Origin of the sequence: Actinomycetospora sp. TBRC 11914 (assembly GCF_012933465.1) — a bacterium.
Lineage (GTDB): Bacteria > Actinomycetota > Actinomycetes > Mycobacteriales > Pseudonocardiaceae > Actinomycetospora.
The window spans coordinates 36867-50565 of sequence record NZ_JABBND010000017.1; the positions used below are offsets into that span (position 1 = coordinate 36867).

The window sequence follows — 13699 nt, forward strand, 5'->3', positions numbered from 1 at the left end:
TGTTATCCGCCTGCCCCGAAGGGATGACCCGCGGTCGTCGGCGGGGAGACGGCACCCGGGCCGGCGCTGGCTAGGGTCGGCGGCGTGGCGGACTTGGTGGTGGTCGGGGCGTCGTTGGCGGGGCTGCGCGCGGTGGAGGCGGTGCGGGGCGACGGGTTCGAGGGGTCGGTGACGCTGGTCGGCGCCGAGGAGCACCTGCCCTACGACCGCCCGCCCCTGTCGAAGGAGCACCTCGCCGCCGACGACCACGGCGACTCCACCTACCGCGAGCGCGAGAAGCTCGACGAGATCGGGGTGGAGCTGCTGCTGGGCGCCGAGGCGACCGCCCTCGACGTCGGGAACCGCACGGTGACGGTCGGGGACCGCGAGCTGGGCTTCGACGGGCTGGTCATCGCGACCGGCGCGGCCGCGAAGCAGCTCCCGACCTCGCTGTGCGCCCCCGACCTCGCCGGGGTGGTCACGCTGCGGACCCGCGACGACTCGCTGCACCTGCACCAGCTGCTGCGCCGCGGCCACCCGCGCGTGACGGTGATCGGCGCCGGGTTCATCGGCTCGGAGATCGCCGCGGTCGCCCGCAAGCGCGGCCACGAGGTGACGATCGTGGAGGCGCTGCCGGTGCCGCTGGTCCGCGGGGTCGGCGAGCGGATGGGCCGGGCGCTGACCGCGATCCACGAGCGCCACGGCACCCGGGTGCTCACCGGGGCCTCGGTGGCCGAGATCCGCGGGGACGGGGCGGTGGAGGCCGTCGTGCTGGAGGACGGCACCGTGATCGACACCGACGTGCTGGTGGTCGGGATCGGCGCCGCGCCGAACACGGCGTGGCTGGAGGGCTCGGGACTGACGCTCGACGACGGCGTCGTCGCCGACGCGACGCTCGCCGCGGCGCCGGGGGTCTACGTCGCCGGCGACGTGGCGCGCTGGCCCAACGGGCTCTTCGACGACGTCGTCGGGGGCACGATGCGCCTCGAGCACTGGACGGCGGCCTCGGAGCAGGGGGCGCGGGCGGCCCGCAACGCGGTCGACCCGGCCTCGGCGCAGGAGTACACGACGGTGCCCTACTTCTGGTCGGACTGGTACGACAGCCGCATCCAGTTCGTCGGGGTGTCGAGCTCGGGGGAGGGCAGGCCCGACGTCGAGATCGAGGTCGTCATGGGCTCCGAGGACGAGCGGTTCGTCGCGCTGTACCGCTGCGGGGACCGGCTCGCCGGAGCCCTGGCGGTCGACCGGCCCGCCGAGGTCATGCAGTACCGGCGGCTGCTCATGAAGCGCGCGAGCTGGGCGGAGGCCCTCGAGAAGGCCGAGGAGCGCCGGCAGCGGGCCGCGAAGAAGGCGGCGGAGGCGGGGTCCTAGCTCAGCGGAGCAGCCCGACGACGGCGGCCCCGACCAGCCCGCCGCTGGTCAGCGTGAACGACACCAGGCTCGTCACCTGGAACCACCGCCGCGTCGCGGCGCGGGGCGCGAACGCCAGCGGCAGGAACAGCGTCGGGTTCACCCAGGTCCCGACGACGAGCGCCGCGGCGAGCCAGGCGGGCAGGCCCGGCACGGCCAGCCCGACGGCGATCAGGATGACGCCCATGATCACGTAGTCGAGGTGGGCCTGGAGGATGCGCCGGGGCTTGCGCACCCCCACGCGTTCCACCCGGGCGGGCGTGATCATCGACGCCGCGACCGCCCACCCGAGCACCGCCCCGAGCGCGAGCTCCACCAGACCGATCCGCGTGAGCACGTCCACGACGCGTGATCGTGCCGGGCCGCGGCGGTGCTGTGCCAGGTCACACTCAACGTCCGAGAACCCACACCGTCGATCTGAGCTGCCGCTGTCATGAGTGCGGCTTCTCGGACACTCAACGTCTGCGATGCGACACCGCTGACTCTCAGACCCCGTGCGCCGGCCGGATGTGCTCGAAGATCAGGCTGGTGACGGTCCCCGCCACGTCCTGGTGCCCGTTGAGGGTCGCGACGAGGTCCCGCAGCGCCGCGGTGCCCGCCACCGCGACGTGCAGCAGGTAGTCGTCCTCGCCGGCCACGAAGTACACGTCGCGCACCGCGGGCAGGCGCCGCACGAGACCCAGGAACTCGCCGAGACGGCCCCGGGCGTCGCTCTGCAGGCGCACCGAGATCATGGCCTGGAGCGGCAGGCCGACGGCGGCCGGGTCGACGTCGGCGTGGTACCCGCGGATCACCCCGCGCTCGCGCAGCGACCGCACCCGGGCCAGGCACGTGGAGGGCGCGACGCCCACCGCCTCGGCCAGCGCGGCGTTGGTGATCCGGGCGTCGCGGGCGAGGTGGTCGAGCAGGGCGCGGTCGGTGTCGTCGAGCTCGGCGGGCTCCGGTTCGCCCCGCCGCAGAACATTCGGCGCGCCACCCGGCGGGACCCCGGCGTCGTCGTGATGTTCACTCACACGGGCAGGTTACAGAACCTTCTTCAGCGCGGTTCCCACGTTTACGCAGGACGTTCATCATGGTGGCCACCACGACGGTGAACGGAGGAGCAGCCATGAAGGTCGCGGTGCCCGCCGAGGTCAAGGACAACGAGTTCCGGGTGGCCCTCACGCCAGGCGGCGTGCGCGAGCTGGTCGCCCACGGCCACGAGGTCACCGTCGAGCAGGGTGCCGGGGCCGGCTCCGCGTTCGGCGACGACGAGTACAAGGAGGCCGGCGCGCGCATCGTCGCGGACCCGGACGCCGTGTGGGCCGAGGCCGACATGGTCGTCAAGGTCAAGGAGCCGATTGCGTCCGAGTACCACCGCCTGCGCGCCGACCTCACGCTCTTCACCTACCTGCACCTCGCCGCGAGCCGCGAGTGCACCCAGGCCCTCCTCGACGCCGGCACCACGGCGATCGCCTACGAGACCGTCACCCGCGGCGGCCGCCTGCCGCTGCTCGCCCCGATGAGCGAGGTCGCGGGCCGGCTGGCACCGCAGGTCGGCGCCTACCACCTCATGCGCTCCCACGGCGGCCGCGGCCTGCTGCTCGGCGGCGTCCCCGGCGCGCCCGCGGGTCACGTCGTCGTCCTCGGCGGCGGGGTCTCGGGCCGCGCGGCCACCCAGATGGCCGTCGGGATGCACGCGCGCGTCACGGTGCTCGACACCAACCTCGACACGCTGCGCGACCTCGACGCCCAGTACGCGGGCCGGGTCCAGACGCTCTACTCGAACGTCGACAACCTCGAGCGCGCGGTGCTCGACGCCGACCTCGTCGTCGGCGCCGTCCTCATCCCCGGCGCCCGGGCCCCGAAGCTCGTGACCAACGACCTGGTCCGGCGGATGCGTCCCGGCGCGGTCCTCGTCGACATCGCGATCGACCAGGGCGGGTGCTTCGAGGACTCGCACCCGACCACGCACTCCGACCCGACGTTCCGCGTGCACGACACGCTCTTCTACTGCGTCGCGAACATGCCCGGCGCGGTGCCGAACACCTCGACGCACGCGCTGACCCACGCCACGGCCCCGTTCGTCACCGCGCTCGCCGACCTCGGGTGGCGGGACGCGCTGGCCGCCGACGCCGGGCTCGCGGCGGGGCTCGCGACCCACGCCGGCGAGCTCTACAGCGCCACCGTGGGGGAGGCCCACGGGCTGCCGGTCACCTCGCTCTGAACCCGGGCCAGCGCGGCCGCGAGCTCCCGCGCGGCCGCCACGGAGGTGAGGTCGTAGGTGACGGTGCGGCCGGCGACCCGCAGCGTCAGCCGGCCCAGCCGGCCGCCCTCGGCCCGCTCGCGGACCGTCGCCGTGGCCTCGAGCTCGTCGAGCCCGAGCACGTGGTGGCGGCGCCCTTCACGCAGCACGAGCCGGTCGGGCAGGAACGCGACGTCGCGGTGCCCGCTCGCGAGCGCCGGGACGGCGACGTCGGCCCGCAGGTGGCGGGGACCGTCGACCCGGCGGGCCACCGCGTGGTGCACCCCCTGCGGCGCGACCTCCCACACGGCGGGCTCCCAGGCCGCCGCCTGACAAGCCGCGACCCGGTGCCGCTCCCACAGGGCCACCAGCCGCTCGTGGCGGGGCGACGGCGGGCACGCGACGGTGACGGTGCGACGGCTCCGGTCGAGGGCGTGCACGACGACGACCGCGGGCGCGACGAGCAGGGTCACGACGACGGCGAGCACCGGCCCGGCCAGGGCAGCGGTCCCGACGACGGCGAGGGCCGCGGCTGCGGCGAGCGGGGCCCGGCGGCGGGCGCGGGCGGCGTCGTCGAGCCGGTGGGACAGGCCGTCGGCGTCGGGCGCCGCGGCATCGGGCAGGTGCGGCGCGGGGCGGGGCATGTCGAGCGTGGTCACGGTCGGCCTCCTCCGAGGTCGGGCTTCGTGACCGTGTGTCGTCGTTCGCGCCGATTTCGTTACGTCAAGTGATGTCACACGATGGGCTGCCCGGCCGAACGGCGCTGGACGGTGTCCGAGGGGTACGTGGGGCAGCTCGCGGCCCCTCTGAAGCTGCCCCATGTGCCCCTCGCAAGCGAGCGGCACCGCCCGCCCCTCAGACGACCGGGACCCGCCAGCCCCGTGGGTCGGGCACCCGCCCGAACTGCAGGTCGACCAGCTCGGCCCGCAGCGCCAGCGTCCGGGGTCCCGGCTCCCCGCCGCCGACCGTGAACTCCCCGGCCGGCTCGCGGAAGCGCACGATCGGGCTGATCACCGCCGCGGTCCCGGCGGCGAACACCTCGGTGATCGCCCCGGTCCGGGCCCCCTCGCGGAGCTCCTCCACCGACACCGGGCGCTCGACCGGCGTCAGCCCGTGCCCCGCGGCGATCTCGAGCACGCTGCGGCGGGTGACGCCGTCGAGGATCGTCCCCAGCGGCGGCGTCACCAGCTCGCCGTCGGCGGTCACCAGCAGCACGTTCATCGTCCCGGACTCCTCGAGCCACCGGTGCGCCACGGCGTCGAGGAAGAGCACCTGGTCGCAGGCGTGCTCCCGCGCGACCGCCTGGGCGGCGAGCCCGGCCGCGTAGTTCCCGCCGCACTTGGCGTCGCCGGTCCCGCCGGGCGCCGCGCGGGAGAGCTCCGGGTCGATCCAGAGCGTCAGCCCGACCTCGCGACCGGAGAAGTACGGCCCGGCCGGCGAGGCGAGCACCGCGAACCGGGCCTCGGTCGCCGGGCGCACCCCGAGGAACGCCTCGGTGGCGACCGTGTAGGGGCGCAGGTAGAGCGTCGCCGGGGGGTCGGGCACCCAGGCCGCGTCGAGGCGGACCAGCTCGGTGACCGCGGTGAGGAAGTCCTCGGGCGGCAGCTCGGGCAGCGAGAGCCGGCGGGCCGAGCGGGCGAAGCGGGCCGCGTTGAGGTCGGGGCGGAAGAGCGCCACGGACCCGTCCGGCTGCCGGTACGCCTTGAGCCCCTCGAAGATCTCCTGGGCGTAGTGCAGGACGGCCGCCGCCGGGTGCAGCACCAGCGGCTCCGCGCCCCGCACGGCGTCGTCGTGCCAGCCCCGCTCCGCGCTCCACGACGCGACCGCGACGTGGTCGGAGAACACCCGCCCGAACCCCGGGTCCGCCAGCAGGGCCGCGCGCTGGCCGTCGGGCGTCGGCGTCGTGGGCGTGGCAGGGAAGCGCAGGGCGGAGAGACGGGGGCCGGCGACGCTGCTCACCACCGCACCGTGCCACCCCCTCCGGTCGGGCACCAGGCGGTTCCGCCTGCCGGAGCCGGGGTAGTGGCAGGCCGTGACGTCCGCGGGCGCCGCCCCGGACGGCGGCACGGATCCCGACGACGGCATCGTCCCGGACGACGGCGTTCCCGACGACGGCGTGGGCCGGGAGGCGCGGATCGACCGCTGGCTCGTCGGCAAGGCCCGCGACGGCGACCTCGGCGCCTACGAGGAGCTGATCCGCCGCCACCGCGACCGCATCTACCGCATCGCGCTGCGCATCACCGGGGATCCGGCCGACGCCGACGACGTCACCCAGGAGGTCGTCATCCAGCTCTGGACGGCGCTCTCCGGGTTCGTGGGCTCGTCGGCGTTCACCACCTGGCTCTACCGGGTCGTGGTCAACCGCAGCCTCGACCACCAGCGGCGGACGCGCCGGCTCACCGGCGACGAGCCCGGGGACGACGACCTGCTGCCGGTCGCGGCCCCGGAGCGCTCGGTGCTCGCCGCGGCCGAACTGCGGGCGGGCCTGGAGGCGATCGCCCGCCTGCCGGAGAGTCAGCGCGTGCCGTTCGTGCTCTGCCAGATCGAGGGTCTGGGCTACGCGCAGGCCGCCGCGATCACCAAGGTCTCCGAGGCCACCGTGCGCGGCCGGCTCGCCCGCGCCCGGGCCACCCTGCTCGCCGAGATGAGGAGCTGGTCCGCATGACCGGTCCCGCGCTGCCCGACACCCGGCTGCCCTGCGGCCGGTCGACGGGCCCCCTCCTCGAGCAGGTCGCCGAGGGGCGCGCCGGCGAGCTCGACGCCCACCAGCGCACGTGCCCGCACTGCCGCGCCGCGCTCGCCGAGTTCGACCGGCTGTGGGCGCCGGTGCGCGCGGTCGCCGCCGACCGGCCGCAGGCCCCGCCGTCGGTGGTCGAGGCGGCCCTGTTGCGGGTGCGCGGCGCGAGCGCCGGACCGGAGTACGGGCGGATCGACTCCCCGCTGGGACACACCCGGGTCGCCGCCCGGGTGGTCGTGGCCCTCGCGCGGCACCTGGCCGCGCAGGTGCCCGGCGTCGAGGTGGCGCTCGGTGGCCTCGTCACCGACGGTCACCAGGACGCCGGCGAGGTGGTGCCCGACGTCGAGGCCGGGGTCACCGGCGGTTCCACCGCCGTGCAGATCACGCTGGCCGCCGCCTACGGGCAGGATCTCCAGGCACTCGGCGAGCGCATCCGCGCCGTCGTGGCCCGCGGGGTGCGCGAGGTGACCGGGCTGGAGCCGGTCGACGTCACCGTCCACGTCGACGACGTCTGGTAGTCGACCGCCGGGATGCGGAATAGTGCCGGGACGCGGGGAGTTCGCACCCCAGTAGGTGAAGATTCAACCAATGGCCGGGGGGTCGACGTGCCGGGCACCACGACCGTCGACGTGCGCCGCGGAGGCGACCGCGCCGTGACGACCGGCGCCGGGATCGAGACCCGGCACGCGTTCTCCTTCGGGGACCACCACGAGCCCGGGAACACCCACCACGGCCTGCTGCTCGCCCACAACGAGGACCGCCTCGCGCCGGGCGCCGGCTACGACACCCACACCCACCGCGACACCGAGATCGTGACCTGGGTGCTGGCGGGGACGCTCGCCCACGCGGACTCCCTGGGGCACTCCGGGATGCTGCGCCCCGGCGTCGTCGGCGCGATGAGCGCGGGCCGCGGGGTCGAGCACTCCGAGCGGCACGCGGGGGACGGCGGGCCGGTGCACCTGGTGCAGATGTGGCTGGTCCCCGACCGGCCCGGCACCGAGCCCGCCCACGAGCAGCGCGACCTCACCGCGGCGCTCGCCGACGGCGGCCTCGTCGTCGCCGCCTCGGGCCTGGCCCGCGACGCGGGCGGCCCCGGGGCGCCCCTCGGTGTCGCCTCGGCGGCGCTGCACGTGGCCCGCCCGCCGGCGGGCCGCGCGCTCGACCTGCCCGCGGCACCCCACGTGCACGTCCACCTCGCCCGCGGCCGTGCCGCGCTGGCCGTCGGGGACGGGGAGGTGGCGCTCGAGGGCGGCGACGCCGTGCGCCTGACCGACGCCGGGCCGGCGGCCCTGACCGCCGTCACCGACGCCGAGGTCCTCGTGTGGGAGATGCACGAGGGACTCGGCGGCTGAAGCACCCACGGGTCGACGACCGGCCCGTCACCACCTGAGGAGGAGCGAGCGATGACCACCGACGCCACCGTCACCGGAGAACCGACCCGGGCCGACGAGCACGAGGGCGGCGACAAGTCCAGCCTGATCACCGAGGACGAGCGCCGGAGCCTCACCGAGGCCCGCGACCGGATCCGCGCCGAATTCCTCTTCTCGCGCGAGAACCGGCCACGCTCCACGGGCCGCGGCATCCACCACACCGCGCTCATCTGTTCCGACGTCCGAACGACGGTGGACTGGTACCAGAACGTCGCGGGGTTCCCGGTCACCGTGCTGTTCGAGAACCGCGACCTGGCCGGCTCCACGCATTTCTTCTTCGACGTGGGGAACGGGAACCACCTGGCGTTCTTCGACCTCCCCGGCGTCGACCCGTCGCCCTACCAGGAAGTGCTCGGCGGGCTGCACCACCTCGCCATCTCGGTCTCCGAGGAGCACTGGCACCAGATCAAGGCCCGGCTCGACGAGCGGGGTACGGAGTACATGGTGGAGTCCGGCACCTCGATCTACACCACCGATCCCGACGGTGCCCGCATCGAGTTCCTCCACGACCCGCTCGGGCGCATGTACGGGCACGACACGATGTGACCCGTCAGGACACGACCTGGACGGGGTCGCCCGGCTTCAGCGCGTTGTAGAACTGCTGCGACGCGGACCAGGACAGGTGGACGCACCCGTTCGACGGGATGCGGGTGCTGTCCTCGTGGAAGGCGATGCCGGGCTGGAAGAACACCGCGTTGGGCATCGGGGCGTCGAACTCCTTGCTCCAGTAGTTCTTGACCTTCTTCTCGACGGTGAAGGTCCCGACCGGCGTCGGCGCCCTCGACGTCCCGCCGCGGGCGGCGAAGGGACCGGCGACGACGTGGCCGGCGCCGTCGGTGAGCCAGGCCGTCCGCCCGGAGAGGTCCAGGCAGGCCTTGGCGGTCGCGGCGCACGGGGTCCCCGGCGTGGTCGCGGGTGCGGGTGCGGCGGTCGGCTGCGCCGAGGCGGTGCCGAGACCGAGCGCCAGGGTGGCCGCGCACGCGGTCCCGACGGCGCCCAGGCGTGCCGTCCAACGCCCGGGCCGGGGGCGGACGGGGCGGTCCTCGCCGTTCACGATCGATCAGCTCCTCAGGGGTCGGTGATCACCTCTGCTGATCGGTTCCCCGGAGCGTGCGGGCGACATTCCCGCGGATTTCGGCGAAACGGTGGTGATCGAATCACTGCACATATCGTGACCGACTCGTCACCGTGTGCAGGGGTCAGCCGCGCAATTCGTGCCGCAATGCCCGGTGTCGCCGGCGCGCGAGCCGGCCGGCCGCTGCGAGACCCAGCGCCCAGCAGCCGAGCCCCAGCAGGAGCGCGCCGGCGGGCCCGGTGAGACCCACGGCGTGGTCGGCGGCCCCGAGCGCGGGCTCGAGGGCGAGCACGACGACCCACGGGGTGGTCAGGCACACCGCCCAGCGCAGCCAGGTGTGGCGCGCGCGGAGCCGGGCGCGCCAGGGCAGCGGGCGGTAGGGCAGCAGCACCGACAGCACACTGCCGACGCCGAGCCAGCAGAAGACGGCGCCGACGTCGGCGAACGAGGCCCGCTCGAGGTCCGGGGCGTGCCGTGCGAGGAGCTGGGCGCCGAGGGTGACGCCCATCGCGAGGGGCACGATCACCGCCGCGAGCGCGAGGTTCTTGGTCGCGAGGATGCGGGCGGCGCCGCGGCCGCGGGCGAGCTGGTCCGCGACCTCCTCGCCGTCCGCGCCGAGCTGGTTGGTGTTGACGACGTCGGCCATGATCCAGACGACGACGGCCACGCCCAGGTGCGCGGCGGCGAACGCCTCGGGCCGGTTCGGGTGCCAGTGCGACCACCCGACGTAGGCCAGGGCCAGCACCAGGTTCAGCACGACCCCGGCCAGGCGGGCCCGACGGTGCCCGAAGGTCGCGGCCACCTCGGCGAGGACGTCGAGGGCGAACCGGGGTGCGGCGGCGAGTGCCGCCAGGGTGCGGGGCGCCGGGGGCGCGGTGGGCGTCCCGGGGCGTGGTGGGACCGCGACGACGCCGTCCGCACGACGACCCACGAGCACGACGACCTCCACCGGACCCGGCCCGCACCACGACGGCGCGTGTCGACGACGAGATCGACGGTAGCGCCCGGAGCGAAACATCGCCGGTGACCCGCCCGTCCCGCGGCGCGGCCGGGTGACGGCGCCGGGGCGGCCGGGCTACGAGGCGAGCGCCTCCGGCCCCGTCCGCGCCGTGCCCTCGCCGTCGGGTCGGTGGTGGCGCACGACGGTCACGACGACGTCGGTGAGGTCGCCCTCGTCGAGGCCGTGCCGGCGGCGGGCGGCGTCGAGGAGTGCCTCGGTGCCGTCGAAGGGCCCGTAGGAGTCGATCGCGCCGGTCGCGGGGTCGGAGACGAGCACGACGTAGCCGTCGCAGGAGTCCAGCCGGTCCTCCAGCGACTCGGCGTCCTCGAGCACCGCGTCGACCAGGTGGTGCAGGGCCTGCGGGGCCAGCTCGGCGCGAGCGCTCGGCCCGTCGTGCTGGTGGTCAGGGGTGCGGTCGTCCACGAGAGTCGTCCCCCTCGGTGATCCGGCGGCCGGACGTCGGTCACGGCCGTTCCTCCGGACGCGTCCCGACCCCGACATCGTTCGGCATCCTGACAATGACCGGAGCAGGCTAGGGGTGACGGCAGGGACCGCGGAACCGCGGCCGTGAACGATCACGGGCGGGTCACGCGCTGATGTCGACACCCTTGGTGACGCCGTGCCCGAGTCCGGGTGAGCCGCTCGTCCGTCGGGCCGGAAAGGGTGTGCGCACGGCGATGAGGTCGCGGTGCAACCGGGTGCCGGGCCACCCGCTCAGGTGAGTTGCAGATCACACGGCGGTTGCGTTGACAGCGATACGGAGCGCAGTCGGATCGGTCACGATGCGTACCACTGCGCGGCGGCGCCGGGACTCGGCATGGTGGCGGACCGATTGGTCCGCTACTGTGGACGGCATGGCACGCACCCCGGCGCCCGGCACCCGTGAGCGGATCCTGGGCGTCGCGTCCCGGCTGTTCTACGAGAACGGTGTCCGGGCCGTCGGGATGAACCGCATCATCATCGAGGCCGGCACCGGCAAGAACCTGCTGTACCAGCACTTCCCGGCCAAGTCCGACCTGGTGGCCGCCTACCTCGAGGGCGCCCGCGAGCGCCGTGCCCGCACCACCGCCCGGGCGCTCGAGGCCGCGGGGGACGACCCGCGGGAGCAGCTCGTCGCCCTCGTCGCCGAGGTGGCGACGACGGTGCGCCGCCCGGGGTTCCGGGGCTGCGCGTTCCGCAACTACCTCGCCGAGTTCCCCGAGGACGACGGCGACGCGCCCGCCGCCGTGGCCCACGCCCAGCTCGCGGAGACCCGCGCGCAGCTCGCCGAGCTCGTCGGACGGCTCGGCGTCCCCGACCCCGACCGGCTCGTCGAGCAGCTCTGGCTGATCGTCGACGGGCTCTTCCTCCAGGCCGCGTACCGCGACCGGATGGACGACCGCCTCGACCCCGCCGCCGACGCCGCGGTCGACCTGGCCCGCCGCCTCGTCGGCGCCTAGCTCCCGCCCCGGTCGGCTCCATCCCGGCCCTACCGGGACGAACGACCCGTTCGTGCCGGTAGACGCCACGAACGAGTCGTTCGTCCCGCGGGACCCCGCGCGGACCACCCGGGACCGATCGGTCCGTCTCCACTCCTCTGCCACCCTCCGGAAGGAACGCCCGTGAGCACCGCCCGTCCCGGCGCCGTCCTGATCGTCACGTCGGCCGCGGCGTTCCTGTCCAGCCTCGACCTGTTCATCGTGAACATCGCGTTCCCGGACATCCGCGCCGACTTCCCGGGCACCGACCTCGGGCAGATGTCCTGGATCCTCAACGGCTACACGGTGGTGTTCGCGGCGTTCCTCGCCCTCGCCGGGAGGGTCGCCGACCGCTTCGGCCACACCCGCGTGTTCCTCACCGGGCTCGCGGTCTTCACTCTCGCCTCGGCCGCCTGCGCGGCCGCGCCGAGCGTGTGGCTGCTCGTCGGCGCGCGGGCGGTCCAGGCCGTCGGCGCGGCCCTGGTGATGCCGACGTCGCTCTCGTTGCTGCTCGCGGCCTACCCGGCCGAGCGTCGCACCCGCGCCGTCGGGGCCTGGGCCTCGATCGGCGCCGTCGCCGCCGCGCTGGGCCCGCCGCTGGGTGGGCTGCTCGTCGAGCTCTCGTGGCACTGGGTGTTCCTGGTCAACGTGCCCGTCGGGATCGTCGCGTTCGTCGCGGGCCTGCGGGTGCTGCGCGACGGCGAGGTCCCCCGCACCGGGATGCCGGACCTGCTGGGGGCACTCGGGATCGTCGTCGGGGTCGGGGCCCTCGCGTTCGCACTGGTCCGCACCCCCGACTCGGGCTGGGCCGGCCCCGAGGTGCTGACCGGGTTCGCCGTCGCCGTGGTCGGCCTCGTCGTCGTGGTGGCGCGGTCGCTGCGCCACCCGGTCCCGGCGCTCGACCTCGCGGTGCTGCGGGTGCCGGTCGTCGCGCTCGCCGCGCTGGTCATGGTCGCGTTCACCACCGGGTTCGCCGGGATGCTCGTGGTCAACGTGCTCTACATGACCGGCACCTGGGGCTGGTCGCCGCAGCTGGCCGGTCTCGGGCTCGCGGCCGGGCCGCTCGTCGTCGTGGTGGTGTCCCGGCTGGCCGGCCACCTGTCGGCCCGGATCGGCATCGGTCCGGTGGCCCTGCTCGGCACGCTCGCCTTCGCGGCCGGCCCCACGTGGTGGCTGCTGCACCTGGGCCTGACCCCCGACTACGCGGCCGGCATGCTGCCCGGCCAGCTGCTGACCGGGCTCGGGGTCGGGCTGATCCTGCCGACGCTGTCGTCGGTGGTCGGCTCCGCGCTGCCCGCCCCGCAGTGGGGGTCGGGCTCGTCGCTGATCAACACCGCGCGTCAGGTGGGGTCGGTGCTCGGCGTGGCGCTGCTCGTCTCCGTCATCGGCGCGCACACCACCGGCCGACCCTCCGAGTTCGGCTCGGTGCGCGCCGGGTGGACGCTGCTGGTGACGGCGGCCCTGGTCGGGACGGTGCTGGCGGCGGTGCTGTCGGTCGTCGAGCGCCGTCGTCGGTCGGTCACGCCGGCGCCGGCCGACGTCGCGGTGACCGACGCCGTCGTCGACCCGCTCGGCACCGCGCTGCGCGGGACCGTGCGCGACGAGCGGGGGCGCGGCGTCCCGGGTGCGGTGGCGACCGTCATCGACGCGGCCGGGGCGCAGCTCGCCCGGGCGGACACCGCCGACGACGGCGGGTTCGCCGCACCCCTCGACCCGGCGCGGGTGCAGGCGGGCGAGCACGTGATCGTGCTGGTCAGCGCCCCGGGGCACGAGCCGCGGGCGCACCGGGTGCCGCTCGACGACGGGCCCGCGCTCGAGCTCGCCCTCGTCCGCCGGCCGGCGCTCGCCGGCTGATCTCAGAGCAGGAGCCGCATCCGGGACTCCTCGGCCTCGGGCCGGCCCGGTACCGGCTGGCGTTCCCCCGTGGCCTCGAAGCCCACGCGCTCGTAGAACGCGAGGGCCCGGTCGTTGCCGTCGACGACCCACAGCGCCAGGAACTCCGCCCGCTCGCGGCGAGCCCACGCCATGACCCCGGCGACGAGCAGGTCCGACAGGCCGCGCCCGCGGAACGCCGGCTCGACCCACATGCCCACGAGGTGGCGCCCGGACCCGTCGTCGGGCTCGGGGATGCCGCACGCCAGGCCCACCGTCGCCCCGTCGGCGCGGGCGAGGAACCAGGCGTTCGTCGTCACCCGGCGGTGCCACTCGTCGTCGTCGAACCCCTGCTCGCGCTCCAGGGTCGAGGCGAACGCACCGGGAGCCTCGGCGAGGGCGCGCAGCCGGACGTCCCGGGCGTCCTCCCGGTCGTCGGCGCCGGCCCGGACCACCTGGACGTCGGCCACGGGGGGAGCGTGCCACGACCGGGCCGGGAGATCAGCGGTGGACCG

At 75.3% G+C, this 13699-nt stretch carries 16 protein-coding genes; 8 read left to right on the forward strand and 8 right to left on the reverse strand.

Annotated elements, in window-relative coordinates; translation table 11 throughout:
* Nucleotides 1-84: 84 nt before the first annotated feature.
* On the forward strand, nucleotides 85-1350 hold the full coding sequence (locus HH311_RS22940) for an NAD(P)/FAD-dependent oxidoreductase (protein ID WP_169186016.1): 1266 nt from the start codon (nucleotides 85-87) through the stop codon (nucleotides 1348-1350).
* A 1-nt stretch (nucleotide 1351) separates the two neighbouring features.
* Here HH311_RS22940 and HH311_RS22945 read toward each other — a convergent pair whose 3' ends face one another.
* Both HH311_RS22945 and HH311_RS22950 read right to left on the reverse strand, forming a co-directional pair.
* Entirely contained in the window at nucleotides 1352-1732 is a 381-nt protein-coding gene (locus HH311_RS22945) for a hypothetical protein (protein ID WP_169186017.1), read from the reverse strand.
* 142 nt (nucleotides 1733-1874) lie between these two features.
* The gene (locus HH311_RS22950; protein WP_312030343.1) at nucleotides 1875-2402 is read right to left on the reverse strand and encodes an Lrp/AsnC family transcriptional regulator; all 528 of its coding nucleotides are present in this window, start codon (nucleotides 2400-2402) and stop codon (nucleotides 1875-1877) included.
* Between the two features lie 95 nt (nucleotides 2403-2497).
* Here HH311_RS22950 and ald point away from each other — a divergent pair, with 95 nt between their 5' ends.
* The gene (ald, locus tag HH311_RS22955) at nucleotides 2498-3595 is read left to right on the forward strand and encodes an alanine dehydrogenase (protein WP_169186018.1); all 1098 of its coding nucleotides are present in this window, start codon (nucleotides 2498-2500) and stop codon (nucleotides 3593-3595) included.
* Here ald and HH311_RS22960 read toward each other — a convergent pair.
* A complete protein-coding gene (locus tag HH311_RS22960; RefSeq protein ID WP_169186019.1) occupies nucleotides 3544-4272 on the reverse strand; it encodes a hypothetical protein in 729 nt (242 codons plus the stop codon). The two genes, ald and HH311_RS22960, sit on opposite strands and share 52 nt — an antisense overlap.
* Nucleotides 4273-4468: 196 nt before the next feature.
* Nucleotides 4469-5572 (reverse strand): branched-chain amino acid aminotransferase, encoded by a 1104-nt coding sequence (locus tag HH311_RS22965; protein WP_312030344.1) that lies wholly within the window; start codon nucleotides 5570-5572, stop codon nucleotides 4469-4471.
* A 73-nt stretch (nucleotides 5573-5645) separates the two neighbouring features.
* Between HH311_RS22965 and HH311_RS22970 the strand changes: the two genes are divergently transcribed.
* The 4 genes from HH311_RS22970 to HH311_RS22985 all read left to right on the forward strand — a co-directional run bounded on the left by HH311_RS22970 (nucleotide 5646) and on the right by HH311_RS22985 (nucleotide 8326).
* A complete protein-coding gene (locus HH311_RS22970) occupies nucleotides 5646-6278 on the forward strand; it encodes an RNA polymerase sigma factor (RefSeq protein ID WP_312030345.1) in 633 nt (210 codons plus the stop codon).
* Nucleotides 6275-6868, forward strand: a complete 594-nt coding sequence (locus HH311_RS22975) for an Asp23/Gls24 family envelope stress response protein (RefSeq protein WP_169186020.1) — start codon at nucleotides 6275-6277, stop codon at nucleotides 6866-6868. The genes HH311_RS22970 and HH311_RS22975 overlap by 4 nt, the downstream gene beginning before the upstream one ends.
* Nucleotides 6869-6955: 87 nt before the next feature.
* On the forward strand, nucleotides 6956-7702 hold the full coding sequence (locus HH311_RS22980; RefSeq protein WP_312030346.1) for a pirin family protein: 747 nt from the start codon (nucleotides 6956-6958) through the stop codon (nucleotides 7700-7702).
* 51 nt (nucleotides 7703-7753) lie between these two features.
* Nucleotides 7754-8326: a VOC family protein gene (locus HH311_RS22985; protein ID WP_169186022.1), complete on the forward strand. Its 573-nt coding sequence runs from the start codon at nucleotides 7754-7756 to the stop codon at nucleotides 8324-8326.
* Between the two features lie 4 nt (nucleotides 8327-8330).
* Here the strand turns inward: HH311_RS22985 and HH311_RS22990 are convergent, their stop codons facing one another.
* The 3 genes from HH311_RS22990 to HH311_RS23000 all read right to left on the reverse strand — a co-directional run bounded on the left by HH311_RS22990 (nucleotide 8331) and on the right by HH311_RS23000 (nucleotide 10278).
* Nucleotides 8331-8834, reverse strand: coding sequence for a L,D-transpeptidase (locus HH311_RS22990; RefSeq protein ID WP_169186023.1), 504 nt, complete (start codon nucleotides 8832-8834; stop codon nucleotides 8331-8333).
* A 145-nt stretch (nucleotides 8835-8979) separates the two neighbouring features.
* Nucleotides 8980-9792 (reverse strand): hypothetical protein, encoded by an 813-nt coding sequence (locus tag HH311_RS22995; protein ID WP_169186024.1) that lies wholly within the window; start codon nucleotides 9790-9792, stop codon nucleotides 8980-8982.
* Nucleotides 9793-9930: 138 nt separating this feature from the next.
* Nucleotides 9931-10278, reverse strand: a complete 348-nt coding sequence (locus HH311_RS23000) for a hypothetical protein (RefSeq protein WP_248292955.1) — start codon at nucleotides 10276-10278, stop codon at nucleotides 9931-9933.
* Between the two features lie 431 nt (nucleotides 10279-10709).
* On the opposite strand from HH311_RS23000, the gene HH311_RS23005 reads away from it, so the two are divergent.
* Both HH311_RS23005 and HH311_RS23010 read left to right on the forward strand, forming a co-directional pair.
* A complete protein-coding gene (locus HH311_RS23005; RefSeq protein ID WP_169186025.1) occupies nucleotides 10710-11294 on the forward strand; it encodes a TetR/AcrR family transcriptional regulator in 585 nt (194 codons plus the stop codon).
* 162 nt (nucleotides 11295-11456) lie between these two features.
* Entirely contained in the window at nucleotides 11457-13166 is a 1710-nt protein-coding gene (locus HH311_RS23010) for an MFS transporter (RefSeq protein WP_169186026.1), read from the forward strand.
* Between the two features lie 2 nt (nucleotides 13167-13168).
* Here the strand turns inward: HH311_RS23010 and HH311_RS23015 are convergent, their stop codons facing one another.
* Nucleotides 13169-13654 (reverse strand): GNAT family N-acetyltransferase, encoded by a 486-nt coding sequence (locus tag HH311_RS23015; protein WP_211190671.1) that lies wholly within the window; start codon nucleotides 13652-13654, stop codon nucleotides 13169-13171.
* Nucleotides 13655-13699 lie beyond the last annotated feature (45 nt).

Excerpts from the sequence above, each read along its gene's own strand:
- ald (WP_169186018.1), top strand. The coding sequence starts at position 2,498 with ATGAAGGTCGCGGTGCCCGCCGAGGTCAAGGACAACGAGTTCCGGGTG.
- HH311_RS22975 (WP_169186020.1), top strand. The coding sequence starts at position 6,275 with ATGACCGGTCCCGCGCTGCCCGACACCCGGCTGCCCTGCGGCCGGTCG.
- HH311_RS22985 (WP_169186022.1), top strand. The coding sequence starts at position 7,754 with ATGACCACCGACGCCACCGTCACCGGAGAACCGACCCGGGCCGACGAG.
- HH311_RS23005 (WP_169186025.1), top strand. The coding sequence starts at position 10,710 with ATGGCACGCACCCCGGCGCCCGGCACCCGTGAGCGGATCCTGGGCGTC.